Genomic DNA, 15,097 nt, shown 5'->3' with positions numbered 1-15,097 from the left:
GCCGCGCATGAGACGGCGAGCACAGGCTCTCGCCATCGTCAGCATGCCGAAGCCGCCCGGAGTTGGGCACCGGCGGGGACGGAACCCCGGCGCCCGCGCAACCGAGACACGGGAGCAACCCCAGGCAGTCCCGGGTACGGGTGATGACCGGAGCGATAAGCCTGAGACCTGACCCAGGCCAGCACCCGCAGCCTCGACCTCGTCGGAGAAGCGCCATGAGTCCAGACGCAGCCACGTTGATTGTCACCGGCGCCACGAGCGGCATCGGCCTCGAGACCGCACGCCGACTGGCCATGACGGCACGTCGCGTCGTCGTCCAGGGCCCGGAGTCCACGCACGACGCGCAGGGCGCCTTGCGCGCGCTGAGCGCGGGCACTGCCGCAGTGCGCTACGTCTCGTGCGACTTCGAGAACCTGAGCGAGGTCGCCGCAGCCGCGCACACCATGGTCGAGACCGCAGCGGGGCCCGTCGACGCGGTGATCAACAACGCGGCAGTCCCGGGAGCCCTCCAGCGGCGCGTCACCCCTGACGGCCACGAACGCACGCTCCAAGTGAACTATCTCGCGATGGTGCTGCTGACCGAGCATCTGCTCCCCGCCCTGGCGGACGGAGCACGCGTCGTCAACCTCGCCTCCGCAACGCACCGGATGACGAGCCTCGACCTCCCAGACATCGAGCTCGAGCAGGACTACGACCAGGTGCGCGCCTACGCCCGGTCAAAGCTCGCCATCATTCTCTATACCCGATGGTTGGCCGCCGAACGGCTGGCAGACCTCCCAGTGACCCCCGTATGCCTGAACCCGGGAGTGATCAGCACCTCCCTGCTCCACGCCATGTTCGGCGCGCAGGGAGCCGACGTCGGCCGAGGCGCCCGCAACGTCATCAGCGCGCTCATGGACGACGCGCGTGGTGGCGACTACTTCGACGACGGCCGGCTCGTTCAACCGAGCGACGAGGCACTCGACGCCGACCTCGGCGACGCCCTCATGTCGTGGACTCTCGACGCTCTGCGACCCTACTCTCCGACCACCTCGCCGCGGCCGGACGGGTCCTCGTCGCGCGGTTCCCACACCAGACCAGGAGGGACGTGATGGGCAACCGGGAGATCGTCACAGCGGCATTCGACGACTGGGTCGCAGGCAGGGCGCACGTCAGCCGGATCTTCTCCGTCGACATGACGTGGGAGATCACGGGCCGCTCGACGTCCGCGGGTCGCTACGCGAGCCGCCAAGCCTTCACGGACGAAGTCCTCATCCCGTTCGCGCGGCGCTTCAGCGCCGACGCGCCGTTCCGGCCGGTCGCCGTGCGGAGCGTGCATGCGGACGAGTCGACCGGAACGGTGGTGGTCCTCTGGGACGGACAAGGCACCACCACTGCCGGAACGACGTACGAGAACACCTATGCCTGGGTCATGCGGCTCAAGGGCGGGTTGGTCGTCGACGGCACCGCCTTCTACGACAGCATCGCGTTCAACGAGCTCTGGTTCGGTGTCGAGCCGACCACCTGACCGTCGCCTCTGACCGGCTGCGACGGCGCGTCCAGTCGGCGCAGCACCCCCTCAGGGTCGTATCGACGGCGCAGCTCCAGCACCCGCTCCCCTGTCGCGCCGGGATAGGCCGCCCAGAAGGTGCGCTCGTCGGGCCGGCTCTCGAAGTTGCGGTAAGCCCCCGTCCCGAACGGACGCAGAGGCGCTGCCACCTCATCGAGCTCGCTGCCTGTCTGAGGCGGGAAGACCGTGAGCGTGGTCAGCGCGTTCTGGCTCCGGTGCGGGAACGCCGACTCCTCGGGCGCCACGTCGTGCGTCGCACCCCCCAGCGAGCGGACCTGGACGAATGGCCGGGCCGGGTGCGTCGCCACGGAGAGCAACACCTGGGCGCTGTCCGAGGTGAGCGTCGGCAGGAGCAGGTTCGTGGTGATCGCGGGCTGCTGCCCGTAGTTGGCGTGGGCATGTTCGCTGGACACGAGTGCCGTGTAGGGCGCGAGCTGGGCCTGCATCCCGAGGACCCTCCCACCGAGATCGCCGAGCGGCTCGAGGAGCTCGCGGACGCGGTCGGGCTCGTCGCTCGCGACGACGGCGGTCATCTGCAGGACTGCGCCGCCGCTCGAGCCGCTGAGCAGGCCGTTCACCGTGAGGTCGCGAGGCGCGCCCTGCAGGTGCTGCGACCAACGGAGCAGCACGTCGGCGTCGGCCGCCACAGCGACCTGACCGATCCCGACCAGGCCGAGGGGCATGGCCTCGATGTCGAGGTCGGTGACGATCCCGACGCTGTCCCCCGCGCCTCGCACTGCCCACAGGAGATCAGGCTCGTGCTCAGGGTCGGTGCGCACGACTCGCCCGTCGGGCAGGACGACGGTCGCTGCGCGCACGTGGTCGACGGTCAGACCGTAGGTGCGAGTCAACCAGCCGATGCCTCCCGCCGTGGCGAGCCCACCGACACCGACGTTGCCGTGGTCGCCGGAGCTGATCGCGAGGCCGTCTCGGGCGAGCCGCTCGGCGACCCGCCCCCAGCGCGCGCCAGCCTGCAGGCGCACGAGACCCGCGTCCCGGTCGAGCACCTCGATCGCGTCCATCACCGACAGATCGACGACGATTCCGCCGTCGTTCGACGAACGGCCGTGCAGGCCGTGACCGCCGCTGCGGACCGAGACCGGCAGCCCGGACCCGCCGGCGAACACCAGCGCGTCGGCCACCTCCTCGGACGTGCGAGGCAGGAGGACCAGCGCCGGATCGTGCGCCGTCGTGTACGTGGAGCGCAGAGCCTCCCATCGACGGTCCCCCGGCTCGACGGCACGGGCCCGCAAGGACGCTGGCACGGCGAGCCCAGTCATGCGAGGCTCCCCTCGGCGTCGGCGTCGGCGTCGGCAAGGGTCGTGCCACGCTCGGCGCGCAGTGACGCGACGCGGTCCCTGACCGCGGGGACGACGAGGTCGGAGAACAGCCGCACCTGGTCCTCCGCATCAGTGATCGGCCAGAACACGAACGTGTCGAAGCCGAGGTCGACGGCCCAGGACGCGAGGGTCTCGACCCACTCGGCCACGGGGCCGACAAGACCCTGCCCGCCGCGGAACGGCCCGATGGCGCCAAGTACGTTGTAGATGCGGCGGATGTCCTTCGGGTCGCGCCCTGCGGCCGTGGCCGCGTCGTCGATGATCTCCTGCTTCTCGGGAACCTCGTGCGGGGCGACGTAGATGTTCAGGGGTGAGATCCAGCCGTCGGCGACCCGCCCCATGACGCGGAGCATGCGTGGCCGCTGGCCGCCCAGCCAGATGCCCACGTGTTCCGGGGGAATCGGCCCGGCCCGGTAGCCGGCGACCTGATGTTGCTCGGACGAGGCCTGGACCAGGCCGCCCTCGAGTGCGCCCCGCATGATGCCGATCGCCTCCTCGGTGAACGCGATGGTGTCGCCCGCGCTCCGCGGACGCCCGCCCATCGCGGCAACGCCCTGTGCGCTTGCGCCGCCGCCGACGCCGAGGTGCACCCGACCCCCGTTCATCACGGCGAGGGATGCTGCCGCCTTCGCCGTGAGAGCCGGCGGACGGAGCTGCAGGTCGAGCACATCGCCCATCACAGCGATGCGCTCGGTGTGCGCGACGAGTTGGGTGAGCATCGTCCAGGCGTCGAGGTGCGACTCCTGGTACGGATGGTCCTGCACGGCGAGCAGGTCGAGGCCCGCTGCGTCTGCCTGGCGCGCGAGGCTGAGCGCCTCTGGAAAGTCTGAGGCGGAGGGGTCGATGCTGACCCCGAATCGAAGCGTGTGCCCGTAGTCGGTCATGAGCCCAGGTTGCGCCTGGGGCGCGCTGTTGCCAAGGATCCCATTAGGTACTTACCATTCGTAAGTGTCCTCACGCTTGAGCCGTCCCGCCAGCGCCATGCAGATCCTCGACGACGAGGCGTGCCGCGCCTTCCAGTCAGCCATGGAGATCGTCGGCAAGCGCTGGACGGGCGCGATCATGCTCGCAATCTCCCGAGGCTCGCGGCGCTTCGGCGAGATCCTTCGCGTCGTCGCCGGGCTCTCGGACCGCCTGCTGTCCCAGCGGCTCAAGGAGCTCGCGGCCCACGGACTGGTCACGCGAACCATCGTGCCGACGACCCCTGCCTACTCCGAGTACACGCTCACCCCCCTCGGCGAGGAGCTCATCGAAGCCATGCAGCCGCTCGTGACGTGGGGCTACCTCCACCCGTTGCCCTCGAGCCGCCCGGAGTGACAGGCGGCCGCCGGGATATCAGGGAACGGACCGCGCCTCGAGGGCTCCTTCTCTCCCCGGAGACAGAAAGAGGCCCGGACCTGCGAAAACTCGCAGATCCGGGCCCCTTCCCCGGGCCTCGACAGGCTCGACCGTCCGAACGGTCAGAAGTTGATCATGTGCCCCGCGATGCCGTGGATGGCCTCCTGGATGGCCTCCGACAGCGTCGGGTGCGTGTGCACGTTGCGCGCGACCTCGTCGGCCGTCAGGTCCCACTTGGCGGCGAGCGTGAGCTCGGGCAGCATCTCGGAGACGTCCGGGCCGATCATGTGGGCGCCGAGGAGCTCGTTGTACTTGGCGTCGGCGACGATCTTGACGAACCCGGTCGGGTCGCCGAGGCCGTGGGCCTTGCCGTTGGCCATGAACGGGAACGAGGCGACCTTGACGTCGTAGCCCTCGTCCTTGGCCTGCGCCTCGGTGAGGCCGAACGAGGCGACCTGCGGCGAGCAGAACGTCGCGCGCGGCATCATGCGGTAGTCCCCGAGCGTCATGGTCTCGGCGCCGGCGATGGTCTCGGCGGCGACGACGCCCTGGGCCTCGGCCACGTGGGCGAGCATGAGCTTGGCCGTGACGTCGCCGATGGCGTAGACGCCGGGGACGTTGGTGCGCATGTGGTCGTCGATGGCGATGGCGCCGCGGTCGGTGAGCGCGACGCCGGTCTTCTCCAGGCCGTAGCCCGAGACGTTGGGCGCGAACCCGACGGCCATGAGCACCTTGTCGACGGTGATCTCGCCGGGCTTGTCGTCCTTGACGCCCTTGTACGACACCGTGACCGACGAGCCGTTGTCCTGGACCGTCTGGACCGCGGTCGAGGTGAGGAGCGTGACGCCGAGCTTCTTGTACTGCTTGGCGATCTCTTTGGAGACGTCCGCGTCCTCGTTGGGCAGCGCGCGGTCGAGGAACTCGATGATCGTGACGTCCACGCCGTAGTTCTTCAGGACGTACGCGAACTCCATGCCGATGGCGCCGGCGCCGACGATCGCGATCGACTTCGGCAGCTCGCGCGTCATGATCTGGGTCTCGTACGTGACGATGTTGTCCGACAGCTCGACGCCGGGCAGGAGTCGCACCTGCGAGCCGGTCGCGATGATGACGTTGTCGGCCGTCACGGTCTGCGTGCCGCCGCCGTTGAGCGCGACCTCGATCGTCTTGGCGTCGACGAACGTGCCACGGCCGTCGAACTCCGTGATCTTGTTCTTCTTCATCAGGAAGTGGACGCCCTTGGTGCGCCCGTCCGCGACCTCGCGGGAGCGGTCCCAGGCGCGGCCGAAGTCGAAGCTCACCTCGCCCGACATGCCGAAGAAGTCGGCCTGCGTGTGGAAGATGTGCGCCAGCTCGGCGTTGCGCAGGAGCGCCTTGGAGGGGATGCACCCCACGTTGAGGCACACACCACCCCAGTACTTCTCCTCGATGATCGCGACTGACTTGCCGAGCTGCGCGGCGCGGATCGCGGCGACGTAGCCGCCGGGGCCCGCACCGAGGAGTACGACGTCAAAGTGGGAAGCCATGGGCGCAAGCCTATTGCGCCCCGTCAATGATGCTGACGCGATGTGTGTCACAGGATGGTCGTACGTTGGGCGCATGAGGATCGGTCTCATCGGCTCCTGCGGCACACCCGCCCAGATGGTGCGGCTCGCGCGCGAGGCCGAGCAGCACGGCTGGGACGGCTTCTTCGCGTGGGACGCGATCAGCCTCGACGACCCGGAGTTCGACGGGGTCGCGACCTGGGACCCGTTCGCCGTGCTCGCGGGCGCCGCGGCCGTCACGGAGCGCATGACGCTCGGCGCGATGGTCTTCGCCCCGCCGCGCCACCGGCCCTGGGAGCTGGCGCAGCGCGCGCTCACGGTCGACCACCTGTCGGGTGGCCGCCTGGTGCTCCCGGTCGGCGTCGGCGTCCCCTCCGATCGGGCGTTCACGTCCGCGCACGGCCAGCCGACGGCGCTGCGCGACCGCGCCGGGCTGCTCGACGAGGTGCTGGCCTGGCTCGAGCGCTCGTGGTCGGGCGAGACCTTCCGCTTCGAGGGCGAGCACCTGAGCACGGGCGACTTCCGCCTCCCCCAGCCGCCCGTGCGCGGCCGGATTCCCGTGTGGCCGGTCGCGGTGTGGGATGCGGAGCGTCCCCCGCTCAAGAGCCTGCGCCGCGCGCTGCGCTGGGACGGCGTCGTGCCACAGCTGCGCGCCACGGACGCCGAGCCCGGGCCGGACGACGTCGCGGCGCTCGTCGCGTGGATGGCCGGCCGCCGCAGCAGGGACGCCGGGCCGTTCGACGTCGTCATCCAGGGCCGCCTGTCGGATGACCGGGGTCGGGCCCGTGAGCAGCTCGCGGCGGCGCAGGAGGCGGGCGCGACCTGGTGGGTGGAGAGCTGGTGGCCCCCCGAGCCCGTCACGCCCGAGCTGTTGCTGGACAAGGCCAGGCGCGCACTTCCGTCGCGTTAGCCCAGGTCGCACCGGTCGCCCTCGGCGTAGCCGTCCACACCGCGGGAACCTCTTGACACCGAAGCGCAAACGTTTGCATTCTGTCCGCCATGAGTGTCAATGACGTCACCCCGCAGGAGATCTCGCCCCGCGACCTGCGCCGGACGGTCGCCGCCTCCGTGGTGGGCACGATCGCCGAGTACTACGACTTCTTCATCTACGGGACGGCCTCCGCGCTCGTCTTCGGCAAGATCTTCTTCCCCGAGGTCGACCCGGTGGTCGGCACGCTCGCGGCGTTCTCGACCTACGCCGTCGGGTTCTTCGCACGCCCGCTCGGCGGCCTCGTCTGGGGCCATGTCGGCGACAAGCTGGGCCGCAAGCGCGCCCTGGTGTTCACGCTCCTGCTGACCGGGCTGGGCACGTTCGCCGTCGGGCTCATGCCGACCTACGACCAGATCGGGATCTGGGCCGCCGTCCTCCTCGTGGCGGTCCGCCTCGTGCAGGGCTTCGGCGTCGGCGGAGAGCAGGGCGGCGCCGTGTTGCTGACCGCCGAGGCGGCGCCGCAGCGACGGCGCGGTTTCTACGCGTCCCTCGTGCAGTTGGGCTCGCCCGCCGCCTACCTGGTGCCGACCGTCCTGTTCGCGACCCTCGAAGGCGCGCTCTCCGAGGACCAGTTCCTGAGTTGGGGCTGGCGTGTGCCGTTCCTGCTGTCCGCGCTGGTCGTGGTCATCGGCCTGTGGATCCGCTCGCAGATCGACGAGTCGGCCACGTTCAAGGCGGCCCGCGCCCGCCGCTCCGAGTCGGGGTCGCCGCTCACGCACCTGCTGCGCACCCAGCGCCGCGTCCTCGTCGGAGGGTTCTTCGCCAAGTTCGTCGAGGCGGCCGTCTTCCCGTTCTACACGGCGTTCCTGGTCGCCTACGCCACGTTCAACGACGTCGACGACCAGGTCATCCTCAAGGCCGTGATCGTCGGCATCGTCGCCGAGCTGATCATGCTGCCCCTGTGGGGCCGGCTCACCGACACCGTGGGCCGACGCCCCGTCATGCTCGCGCTCGCCATCCTCAACTTCCTGCTCGTCATCCCCGGCTTCCTGGCCGTCCAGACAGAGAACTTCTGGGTCATGGCCGCGTTCCTGACCGCGGGCCTCGCGTTCGGCCACGCGGGGACGTACGCGCCACAGGCGTCGTACTTCCCCGAGCTTTTCGACTCGACGTCTCGCTACTCGGGCGTGTCCGTCGTCTGGCAGTTCGGCGCCATGGTCGCCTCGGGACCGTTCACGGTGGTCGGCACCGCGCTGCTCGTCGTGTCCGACGGCGGATTCGGCTGGGTCGCCGCCTACGCCATGGCTCTGATCGCCTGCTCGATCGTGGCGCTCGTCCTGCTGCCCGAGACCGCGCCGGGACGCCGCGGTGGCGTCGAGTTCGCCGACTGGCCCGAACAGGAGGAGCACCCCGCAGCGCAGGCGCGCGCGACCACGGCCGCGCGCGCCTGACCCCGTCGGGGCGCCGTCGGGCGCCCCGACGGCGCCCCTGGACGGACGCGGCACTCAATGCCACAATGAATTGAGTCATTACACATTCTGCTCTCCGGAGGTCGGCGTGTCCCTCTTCCTCGTCGCGATCATCCCCGGTCTCATCGCCGTCGCAGGCCCTGTCGCGCTCATCGGGGTGATCCTCTGGCTGGTCTCCCAGCGCGCGCCCGACGACGGCGGCGGGGCGCCCGCCCGCACCGCGCGCCGCCACGAGCTCCTCGTCTCCACCCTCGCCGGCGTCGCCGCCGTCGCCGTCGCGTTCGTGCTGCTCGCCCAGCCCGTGCGCTGGCCCGCGTGGGCGCCGGCGCCAGGCGTCATCCAGGCGCTCACGCCGCTGGCCATCGCCGTCGTCTTCGCCCTCGTGCGAGGCCTCGGTGAGCTCACCTGGCCGCGGCCGCGCGGCGCGGTCCGCACGGCGCCGCTCACCCGCCGCTCCCCCCGCTCGCTCGCAGGCGCGCGCCTCACCGGGGTAGTCCTCACCGGCGCGCTCCTGGCCGTCGGACTGGTCGTGACCGGCGTGACCGCCGACTCCACGGGCCGCGCCTTCACGTCCCGGCCCGTCACGCTGCCCGACGCAGGTGTCGTCAGCGGCGCCAATGGGCCGTATCCGGGGTGGCCCTACGGCGCCCCGATGCTGGTGGGGCTCGCGTTGGTCGCAGTCGCGACGTGGCTCGCCCTGACCGCGATCACGCGCCGACGCCCGCTCGCGGGCGTCCCCGCAGCCCACGACGACGCAGTCCGCCGCACCTCGTGCGACCGCCTGCTCGCGGGGGTCCAGCTGTGCCTCGGGCTCGCCGTCGCGGGCACGGCGTGGTTCGCGGGCCATGCGATCGCGGCCCGAGGCCGCGGCTTCGAGGTGGACGGGCGGCTCGTCGAGGACGACCTGCTCACCGCGATCGGCGTCACGATCATCGTGGCCGGGGTGGTGGTGGCGCTCGTCTCGGCGGTTGTCGCGCTGCTCGCGGTCGGGTCACGACGGGTCCAGGCCGCCGACCGCCCGACGGGCGGAAGGGTGCTCGCATGACCGAGATCGTGGTGGCGCTCCGGTCGCCCGTCCCCGTCTACGAGCAGATCCGCGCGCAGGTGACGGCCGCCGTCGCGGTGGGGACGCTCGCGCCCGGGGACCGGCTGCCCGCCTCGCGCGACCTGGCCCGCGACCTGGGCGTCGCCGTCGGCACGGTGCAGCGCGCCTACAAGGAGCTGGAGGCGGGCGGCGTCGTCGAGTCCCGGCGCCGGACGGGCACCGTCGTGGCCGCAGGCGCGGGCGCCACCGCCTCGGGCGGCCGAGCGCCACGCCCGCCCGCCGACGTCGTCGCCCGGGCGCGCGCCCTCGTGGAGGCCGCGCGAACGGCCGGCGTGCCCGACGAGGTGCTGATCGACGTCGTGCGGGGATCGCTCGCGGAGCGCTGACACGGGTTTCGACAGGCTCAACCAGCGGTGAGGCGCTGGTTTCGACAGGCTCAACCAGCGGCGGGGCGCTGGTTCCGACAGGCTCAACCAGCGGTGGTCGAGCCTGTCGAGACCACGCGGACGCGTCAGACCTGGACGGGCCGCGCTGGCTCGATCGGCACCGACGGCAGGTGCTTGGCCGGCAGCGTCTTGGGCCGCCACGCCTCACGCTTGGCCTCGAACGCGGAGATCTCGTCGGCGTGCTGCAGAGTGAGCCCGATGTCGTCGAGGCCCTCCATGAGCCGCCAGCGCGTGTAGTCGTCGATCTGGAACGGCACGGTGACGTCGTCGGCGTGCGCGGTGCGGTGCTCGAGGTCGACCGTCACCTCGGTGCCCGGCTTGGTCTCGAGGATCTTCCACAGGAGCTCGATGTCCTCCTGTGCGACCACCCCGGCCACCAGGCCCTGCTTGCCCGAGTTGCCGCGGAAGATGTCGGCGAACCGCGGGGCCAGCACGACGCGGAATCCGTAGTCCTTCAGCGCCCACACGGCGTGCTCGCGCGAGGACCCGGTGCCGAAGTCGGGGCCGGCGACCAGCACCGAGCCGGTCTTGTAGGCGTCCTGGTTGAGCACGAACGAGGGGTCGCCGCGCCACGCGGCGAACAGCGCGTCCTCGAACCCGGTGCGCGTGATGCGCTTGAGGTAGACGGCCGGGATGATCTGGTCGGTGTCGACGTTGCTGCGGCGCAGGGGCACCCCGACGCCCGTGTGGACGGTGAACTTCTCCATGTGCGGACTCTTTCCGTGCGGGTGGTCCCGGCTGGCGCGACCACCGAGGGCGTGTGGGGTCAGACGAGCGAGGGGACGGCCAGCGGGGCCAGGGGCGTGCCGTCGAACGACGTCAGGTCGACGTCGTCGGGCAGGTCCAGGTCGGCGAGCGAGGACAGCGTGCCGCGCACGGCGGTGGCCGCCGCCACGAGCGGCGAGACCAGGTGCGTGCGCCCGCCCTTGCCCTGACGCCCCTCGAAGTTGCGGTTCGACGTCGACGCCGAGCGCTCCCCCGGCGCGAGCTGGTCGGGGTTCATGCCCAGGCACATCGAGCACCCGGCGTTGCGCCACTCGGCGCCGAACTCCTTGAAGATGACGTCGAGCCCCTCGGCCTCGGCCTGAAGGCGCACCCGCGCCGACGCCGGGACCACGAGCACGCGCACGCTCTCGGCCTTGCGACGGCCCCGCAGCACCTTGGCGACCGAGCGCAGGTCCTCGATGCGGCCGTTGGTGCACGAGCCGATGAACACCGTGTCGACCTTGACCTCGCGCAGCGGGATGCCGGGCTCGAGGCCCATGTACTCCAGCGCGCGCTCGGCGGCGACGCGCTCGTTGGCGTCGGCGATCTCGGCCGGGACCGGCACGTTGGCCGACAGCGGCAGGCCCTGGCCCGGGTTGGTGCCCCACGTGACGAACGGCTCGAGGTCGGCGGCGTGCAGCACGACCTCGGCGTCGAACGTCGCGTCGTCGTCGGACCGCAGCGTCCGCCAGTACTCGACGGCGGCGTCCCAGTCGGCGCCCTCGGGGGCGTGCGGGCGGCCCTTGAGGTACTCGAAGGTGGTCTCGTCGGGCGCGATCATCCCGGCGCGCGCGCCGGCCTCGATCGACATGTTGCAGATGGTCATCCGGGCCTCCATGGAGAGCCTGCGGATGGCCTCGCCGCGGTACTCGAGCACGTAGCCCTGCCCGCCGCCGGTGCCGATCTTGGCGATGATCGCCAGGACGATGTCCTTCGACGTCGCCCCGGGCGGCAGGTCGCCGTCAACGGTGATGGCCATGGTCTTGAACGGCGCCAGCGGCAGCGTCTGGGTGGCCAGCACGTGCTCGACCTCGGACGTGCCGATGCCGAACGCGAGCGCGCCGAACGCGCCGTGCGTCGAGGTGTGCGAGTCGCCGCACACCACGGTCAGGCCCGGCATCGTCAGGCCGAGCTGCGGTCCCACCTGGTGGACGATGCCCTGGTCGGCGTCGCCCAGCGAGTGGATGCGGACGCCGAACTCGCGCACGTTCTTGCGCAGCTGGTCGATCTGCGTGCGGCTGGTCAGGTCCGCGATCGGCAGGTCGATGTCGAGCGTCGGGGTGTTGTGGTCCTCGGTCGCGATCGTCAGGTCCGGACGGCGGACCGGGCGCCCGGCCAGGCGCAGGCCCTCGAACGCCTGCGGGCTCGTGACCTCGTGCAGCAGGTGGAGGTCGATGTAGAGCAGGTCGGGCTCTCCGTTCGCGCCATGGCGCACCAGGTGCGCCTGCCAGACCTTCTCCGCCAGCGTGCCGGCCATCGTCGTTCCCTCCTCGTCCCTGTGACAGGGACCATGGTGCGCCAAACTTGCAATCTCACGTGCCGAGACGGCAATATCGCCTTATGGACGATACTAGCGGAGTCGGCGTACTTGACAAGGCCGCGTCCGTACTCGGCGCTCTGGAGTCGGGTCCGGCCACATTGGCCCAGCTCGTGGCCTCGACGGGCCTCGCGCGACCGACCGCGCACCGCCTCGCGGTGGCGCTCGAGCACCACCGCCTGGTGGCCCGGGACATGCAGGGGCGATTCATCCTCGGCCCACGCCTGAACGAGCTGGCCACGGCCGCCGGGGAGGACCGCCTCCTGGCGGCCGCCAACCCGGTGCTGATCGCGCTGCGCGACCACACGGGCGAGAGCGCCCAGCTGTACCGGCGCCAGGGTGACCACCGCGTGTGCGTCGCCGCCGCCGAGCGGCCCGTCGGCCTGCGCGACTCGATCCCCGTCGGCGCGACCCTCACGATGCACGCCGGGTCGGCCGCCCAGATCCTGCTGGCCTGGGAGGAGCCCGACCGCCTGCACCGCGGCCTGCGCGACGCCGTCTTCACCGCAACGATCCTGTCCGGCGTGCGTCGGCGCGGGTGGGCGCAGTCCGTGTCCGAGCGCGAGCTCGGCGTCGCGAGCGTCTCGGCGCCCGTGCGCGGCCCGTCGGGCAAGGTCGTGGCCGCCGTCTCGGTGTCGGGCCCCGTCGAGCGCCTGACCCGCCAGCCTGGGCGACTGCACTCGGCCGCCGTCGTCGCCGCCGCGAACCGCCTCACCGAGGTGCTGCGCCGCGCCGGAGAATGAGCCACGCGCAGACCGCGCGCCTCATTACGCTGCACAGATGGTGCGACCGCCGCACCGTCGCCGACCCCGCGTGAGGACCCGATGCCGGCCAAGGCCAAGACCTTCCTGATCTGGCTCGTCGTGATCTTCCTGATCTACGCGATCGTGAAGAGCCCCGACCGGTCCGCCGAGATCGTCCGCGCGCTCGTCGACGTGATCGTCAACGCGTTCAAGAGCATCGGGCAGTTCTTCGGCAACCTCCTGGCCTGAGGCCGCGGAGACCGACGTGCCCCCGACGCCGGAGATCACCACCCGTCAGAACCACGACCTGCGGCGCTACGTGCTGCCCACCGAGCGCGTCGTCCTGGCCACACGCCGCCACTGGGCGGTGCTGCTCAAGCCCGCCGCGAGCACAGTGGGGGCGTTCCTCCTGGTGGCCGTGATCCTGGCCGCCAGTCCGCCGACGGCGCAGGGCGTGCTGGAGTGGCTCTGGCTCCCCTGGCTCGTGGTGCTGGGCTGGCTCGCCTTCCGCTGGCTGGAGTGGCGCCACGAGTGGTTCGTCTCGACCGACAAGCGCCTGCTGCTGCTCTACGGCCTGGTGATCCACAAGGTGGCGATGATGCCGCTGACCAAGGTCACCGACATGGGCTACACGCGCACCCCGCTGGGTCAGGTGCTGGGCTACGGGCGCTTCGTCATGGAGTCGGCGGGCCAGGAGCAGGCGCTGCGCCAGATCGACTACGTCCCGCACCCGGACGCGACCTACCGCGCGCTGTGCGCCGAGATCTTCCGCCCGCAGGCTGGCCGGACGGACCGCCCGGCCTCCCCGGCGGACGGGTCGACGGCGCGTCCGCCCGTCATCGTGCCCGGGCGCGAGGCCCGTGAGGCGCGACGCCCGACGACGCAGCCGATCCCGGTGGCCGGGGCGACGCCGCCTGCGCAGCCGCACCCGACGCCCCGATGGGATCGCCCGCAGGAGTCGCAGCGCCCGCGCCCGTACGACCCGCACCCGCCTCGCTGACGCCGCAGCCCGCCGGTGCACCAGCTCTCCTGGAGGCGGGGACGGCGCTCCGACTCCTCACCGCGACGACGAAGGCCCGGTCCAGATGGACCGGGCCTTCACACCGTGTACCCCCAGCGGGATTTGAACCCGCGTTACCGCCGTGAGAGGGCGACGTCCTAGGCCGCTAGACGATGGGGGCCTGTGACTCCGCTCGCGCGGACCTGCCGCATGAGCGGTGCGTACCCCCAGCGGGATTTGAACCCGCGTTACCGCCGTGAGAGGGCGGCGTCCTAGGCCGCTAGACGATGGGGGCCTGTGACTGCCGGTCGTTGACCGGCTGCCGGAGAATCCTACCCGACTCCGGCGGCGCCGGTGACCAGACGAGGATGCTGCGCTGGGGTACCAGGACTCGAACCTAGACTAAGTGAACCAGAATCACTCGTGCTGCCAATTACACCATACCCCATGGTGGTATCAGCCCCGCGATTCCGCACCGGGCCAACAGCCGAGAACATTACCCGACGCAGGGCTGTCCACCAAAACGAGGTCGGCCAGCGGGCTGGTGTCCTACGTCACCTCCCTGCGCGGCGTGTGCGCGGGCGCGCCTGCGGGCAAGATCGACGCCGTGACCCACGCCCCTGTGCCCAACCCCCACGACCACGCCACGCGCGCCGCCTCGTTCTCACTCGGCGCCGACCTGTACGCCGCCGTCCGCCCGAACTACCCTGCCGCGGCCGTCGACTACCTGGTCCCGACAGGCGCCCGCCGCGTGCTCGACCTCGCCGCCGGCACTGGCAAGCTCACCGCCTCGCTCGTCGCGCGCGGGCTCGACGTCGTCGCCGTCGAGCCGTCCGAGCCCATGCTGAGCCGCCTCACCGACGCCCTGCCCGGCGTCGAGGCGCACCTCGCCGCGGCCGAGGCCATCCCGCTCGACGACGCGAGCGTCGACGCCGTCGTCGTCGGCCAGGCGTGGCACTGGTTCGACGAGGCCGCGGCCGCCACGCAGATCGCCCGAGTTTTGCGGCCGGGCGGAACGCTCGGTGTCGTATGGAACGACCGCGACGACACGCGCGACTGGGTCGCGCGCTTCGGCCAGATCCTGCATCGCGGCGACCGGCTCGAACCGACGCCCGAGCAGCGCGCCCCGGTGCTCGGCGCCACGTTCGGGCCGCTCGAGCGCCGGACCTTCGCGTGGTCCGACGACGTCGCGACCGCCTCGCTGCGGCCGCTGGCGGCGTCACGCAGCTACCTGCTGACGCTGCCTGAGGCCGAACGCGACGCGCTGCTCGCGGCGGTCGACGACCTGGTGGCCACGCATCCCGACCTGGCCGGACGCGAGACCGTCGCCCTCCCCTACGTCACCAGCGCCTACGTCGCCCGCCGCCGCTGACCACCGCCCCCGCCGCGC

The 15,097-nt window shown here is 71.5% G+C and carries 16 protein-coding genes and 3 tRNA genes; 11 read left to right on the top strand and 8 right to left on the bottom strand.

Going from position 1 to position 15,097, the window contains the following annotated elements; genetic code table 11:
• The first annotated feature begins 215 nt into the window (after positions 1 to 215).
• Positions 216 to 1,091 carry an SDR family NAD(P)-dependent oxidoreductase gene (locus tag EV386_RS02225; RefSeq protein WP_165399808.1) on the top strand — a complete coding sequence of 292 codons (876 nt, stop codon included), beginning with the start codon at positions 216 to 218 and terminating at the stop codon, positions 1,089 to 1,091.
• Positions 1,091 to 1,507 carry a nuclear transport factor 2 family protein gene (locus EV386_RS02220; protein WP_130411913.1) on the top strand — a complete coding sequence of 139 codons (417 nt, stop codon included), beginning with the start codon at positions 1,091 to 1,093 and terminating at the stop codon, positions 1,505 to 1,507. The genes EV386_RS02225 and EV386_RS02220 overlap by 1 nt, the downstream gene beginning before the upstream one ends.
• Here the strand turns inward: EV386_RS02220 and EV386_RS02215 are convergent.
• Together EV386_RS02215 and EV386_RS02210 are read right to left on the bottom strand one after the other, a co-directional pair.
• Complete coding sequence (locus tag EV386_RS02215) at positions 1,453 to 2,829, bottom strand: FAD-binding oxidoreductase (RefSeq protein WP_130411911.1); 1,377 nt, start codon at positions 2,827 to 2,829, stop codon at positions 1,453 to 1,455. The genes EV386_RS02220 and EV386_RS02215 overlap by 55 nt on opposite strands.
• On the bottom strand, positions 2,826 to 3,773 hold the full coding sequence (locus tag EV386_RS02210; protein ID WP_130411909.1) for an LLM class flavin-dependent oxidoreductase: 948 nt from the start codon (positions 3,771 to 3,773) through the stop codon (positions 2,826 to 2,828). Before EV386_RS02210 ends, EV386_RS02215 begins: the two co-directional genes overlap by 4 nt.
• 64 nt (positions 3,774 to 3,837) lie before the next feature.
• Here EV386_RS02210 and EV386_RS02205 point away from each other — a divergent pair, with 64 nt between their 5' ends.
• On the top strand, positions 3,838 to 4,206 hold the full coding sequence (locus EV386_RS02205) for a winged helix-turn-helix transcriptional regulator (RefSeq protein WP_130411907.1): 369 nt from the start codon (positions 3,838 to 3,840) through the stop codon (positions 4,204 to 4,206).
• Positions 4,207 to 4,349: 143 nt separating this feature from the next.
• Here EV386_RS02205 and lpdA read toward each other — a convergent pair whose 3' ends face one another.
• Positions 4,350 to 5,753, bottom strand: a complete 1,404-nt coding sequence (lpdA, locus tag EV386_RS02200) for a dihydrolipoyl dehydrogenase (RefSeq protein ID WP_130411905.1) — start codon at positions 5,751 to 5,753, stop codon at positions 4,350 to 4,352.
• Positions 5,754 to 5,826: 73 nt separating this feature from the next.
• Between lpdA and EV386_RS02195 the strand changes: the two genes are divergently transcribed.
• The 4 genes from EV386_RS02195 (at position 5,827) to EV386_RS02180 (ending at position 9,602) form a co-directional block, all read left to right on the top strand.
• A complete protein-coding gene (locus tag EV386_RS02195) occupies positions 5,827 to 6,681 on the top strand; it encodes an LLM class flavin-dependent oxidoreductase (protein ID WP_130411903.1) in 855 nt (284 codons plus the stop codon).
• Between the two features lie 89 nt (positions 6,682 to 6,770).
• Positions 6,771 to 8,153, top strand: coding sequence for an MFS transporter (locus EV386_RS02190; RefSeq protein WP_130411901.1), 1,383 nt, complete (start codon positions 6,771 to 6,773; stop codon positions 8,151 to 8,153).
• A gap of 106 nt (positions 8,154 to 8,259) precedes the next feature.
• Positions 8,260 to 9,216, top strand: a complete 957-nt coding sequence (locus EV386_RS02185; RefSeq protein ID WP_130411899.1) for a hypothetical protein — start codon at positions 8,260 to 8,262, stop codon at positions 9,214 to 9,216.
• On the top strand, positions 9,213 to 9,602 hold the full coding sequence (locus tag EV386_RS02180; RefSeq protein WP_130411897.1) for a GntR family transcriptional regulator: 390 nt from the start codon (positions 9,213 to 9,215) through the stop codon (positions 9,600 to 9,602). Before EV386_RS02185 ends, EV386_RS02180 begins: the two co-directional genes overlap by 4 nt.
• 125 nt (positions 9,603 to 9,727) lie before the next feature.
• Here EV386_RS02180 and leuD read toward each other — a convergent pair whose 3' ends face one another.
• Positions 9,728 to 10,369: a 3-isopropylmalate dehydratase small subunit gene (gene leuD / locus EV386_RS02175; RefSeq protein ID WP_130411895.1), complete on the bottom strand. Its 642-nt coding sequence runs from the start codon at positions 10,367 to 10,369 to the stop codon at positions 9,728 to 9,730.
• 59 nt (positions 10,370 to 10,428) lie between these two features.
• Positions 10,429 to 11,904, bottom strand: coding sequence for a 3-isopropylmalate dehydratase large subunit (leuC, locus tag EV386_RS02170; protein WP_130411893.1), 1,476 nt, complete (start codon positions 11,902 to 11,904; stop codon positions 10,429 to 10,431).
• 83 nt (positions 11,905 to 11,987) lie between these two features.
• Between leuC and EV386_RS02165 the strand changes: the two genes are divergently transcribed.
• The 3 genes from EV386_RS02165 (at position 11,988) to EV386_RS02160 (ending at position 13,707) form a co-directional block, all read left to right on the top strand.
• Complete coding sequence (locus EV386_RS02165; RefSeq protein ID WP_130411891.1) at positions 11,988 to 12,707, top strand: IclR family transcriptional regulator; 720 nt, start codon at positions 11,988 to 11,990, stop codon at positions 12,705 to 12,707.
• 81 nt (positions 12,708 to 12,788) lie between these two features.
• Positions 12,789 to 12,956 carry a hypothetical protein gene (locus EV386_RS18175; RefSeq protein ID WP_165399807.1) on the top strand — a complete coding sequence of 56 codons (168 nt, stop codon included), beginning with the start codon at positions 12,789 to 12,791 and terminating at the stop codon, positions 12,954 to 12,956.
• A 16-nt stretch (positions 12,957 to 12,972) separates the two neighbouring features.
• Positions 12,973 to 13,707, top strand: coding sequence for a PH domain-containing protein (locus EV386_RS02160; protein ID WP_207216449.1), 735 nt, complete (start codon positions 12,973 to 12,975; stop codon positions 13,705 to 13,707).
• 108 nt (positions 13,708 to 13,815) lie between these two features.
• Here EV386_RS02160 and EV386_RS02155 read toward each other — a convergent pair.
• From EV386_RS02155 to EV386_RS02145, 3 genes are all read right to left on the bottom strand, one after another.
• Positions 13,816 to 13,888 (bottom strand) — tRNA-Glu (locus tag EV386_RS02155).
• Positions 13,889 to 13,929: 41 nt separating this feature from the next.
• A tRNA-Glu gene (locus tag EV386_RS02150) sits at positions 13,930 to 14,002 on the bottom strand.
• Between the two features lie 81 nt (positions 14,003 to 14,083).
• A tRNA-Gln gene (locus EV386_RS02145) sits at positions 14,084 to 14,155 on the bottom strand.
• Positions 14,156 to 14,251: 96 nt separating this feature from the next.
• On the opposite strand from EV386_RS02145, the gene EV386_RS02140 reads away from it, so the two are divergent.
• Entirely contained in the window at positions 14,252 to 15,079 is an 828-nt protein-coding gene (locus EV386_RS02140; RefSeq protein ID WP_242607796.1) for a class I SAM-dependent methyltransferase, read from the top strand.
• Positions 15,080 to 15,097 lie beyond the last annotated feature (18 nt).

This window comes from Xylanimonas ulmi (assembly GCF_004216535.1).
In the GTDB taxonomy this organism is placed as follows: domain Bacteria; phylum Actinomycetota; class Actinomycetes; order Actinomycetales; family Cellulomonadaceae; genus Xylanimonas; species Xylanimonas ulmi.
Note: the sequence above shows the minus strand (reverse complement) of the source record. Positions and strands in the feature narration are given on the sequence as shown.

Bases quoted from the DNA above. Each gene is read 5' to 3' on its own strand.
- EV386_RS02190 (WP_130411901.1), top strand. From the start codon at position 6,771: ATGAGTGTCAATGACGTCACCCCGCAGGAGATCTCGCCCCGCGACCTG.
- EV386_RS18175 (WP_165399807.1), top strand. From the start codon at position 12,789: ATGCCGGCCAAGGCCAAGACCTTCCTGATCTGGCTCGTCGTGATCTTC.
- leuD (WP_130411895.1), bottom strand. From the start codon at position 10,369: ATGGAGAAGTTCACCGTCCACACGGGCGTCGGGGTGCCCCTGCGCCGC.
- EV386_RS02195 (WP_130411903.1), top strand. From the start codon at position 5,827: ATGAGGATCGGTCTCATCGGCTCCTGCGGCACACCCGCCCAGATGGTG.
- leuC (WP_130411893.1), bottom strand. From the start codon at position 11,904: ATGGCCGGCACGCTGGCGGAGAAGGTCTGGCAGGCGCACCTGGTGCGC.
- EV386_RS02210 (WP_130411909.1), bottom strand. From the start codon at position 3,773: ATGACCGACTACGGGCACACGCTTCGATTCGGGGTCAGCATCGACCCC.
- EV386_RS02215 (WP_130411911.1), bottom strand. From the start codon at position 2,829: ATGACTGGGCTCGCCGTGCCAGCGTCCTTGCGGGCCCGTGCCGTCGAG.
- EV386_RS02165 (WP_130411891.1), top strand. From the start codon at position 11,988: ATGGACGATACTAGCGGAGTCGGCGTACTTGACAAGGCCGCGTCCGTA.
- EV386_RS02225 (WP_165399808.1), top strand. From the start codon at position 216: ATGAGTCCAGACGCAGCCACGTTGATTGTCACCGGCGCCACGAGCGGC.
- EV386_RS02180 (WP_130411897.1), top strand. From the start codon at position 9,213: ATGACCGAGATCGTGGTGGCGCTCCGGTCGCCCGTCCCCGTCTACGAG.
- EV386_RS02220 (WP_130411913.1), top strand. From the start codon at position 1,091: ATGGGCAACCGGGAGATCGTCACAGCGGCATTCGACGACTGGGTCGCA.
- lpdA (WP_130411905.1), bottom strand. From the start codon at position 5,753: ATGGCTTCCCACTTTGACGTCGTACTCCTCGGTGCGGGCCCCGGCGGC.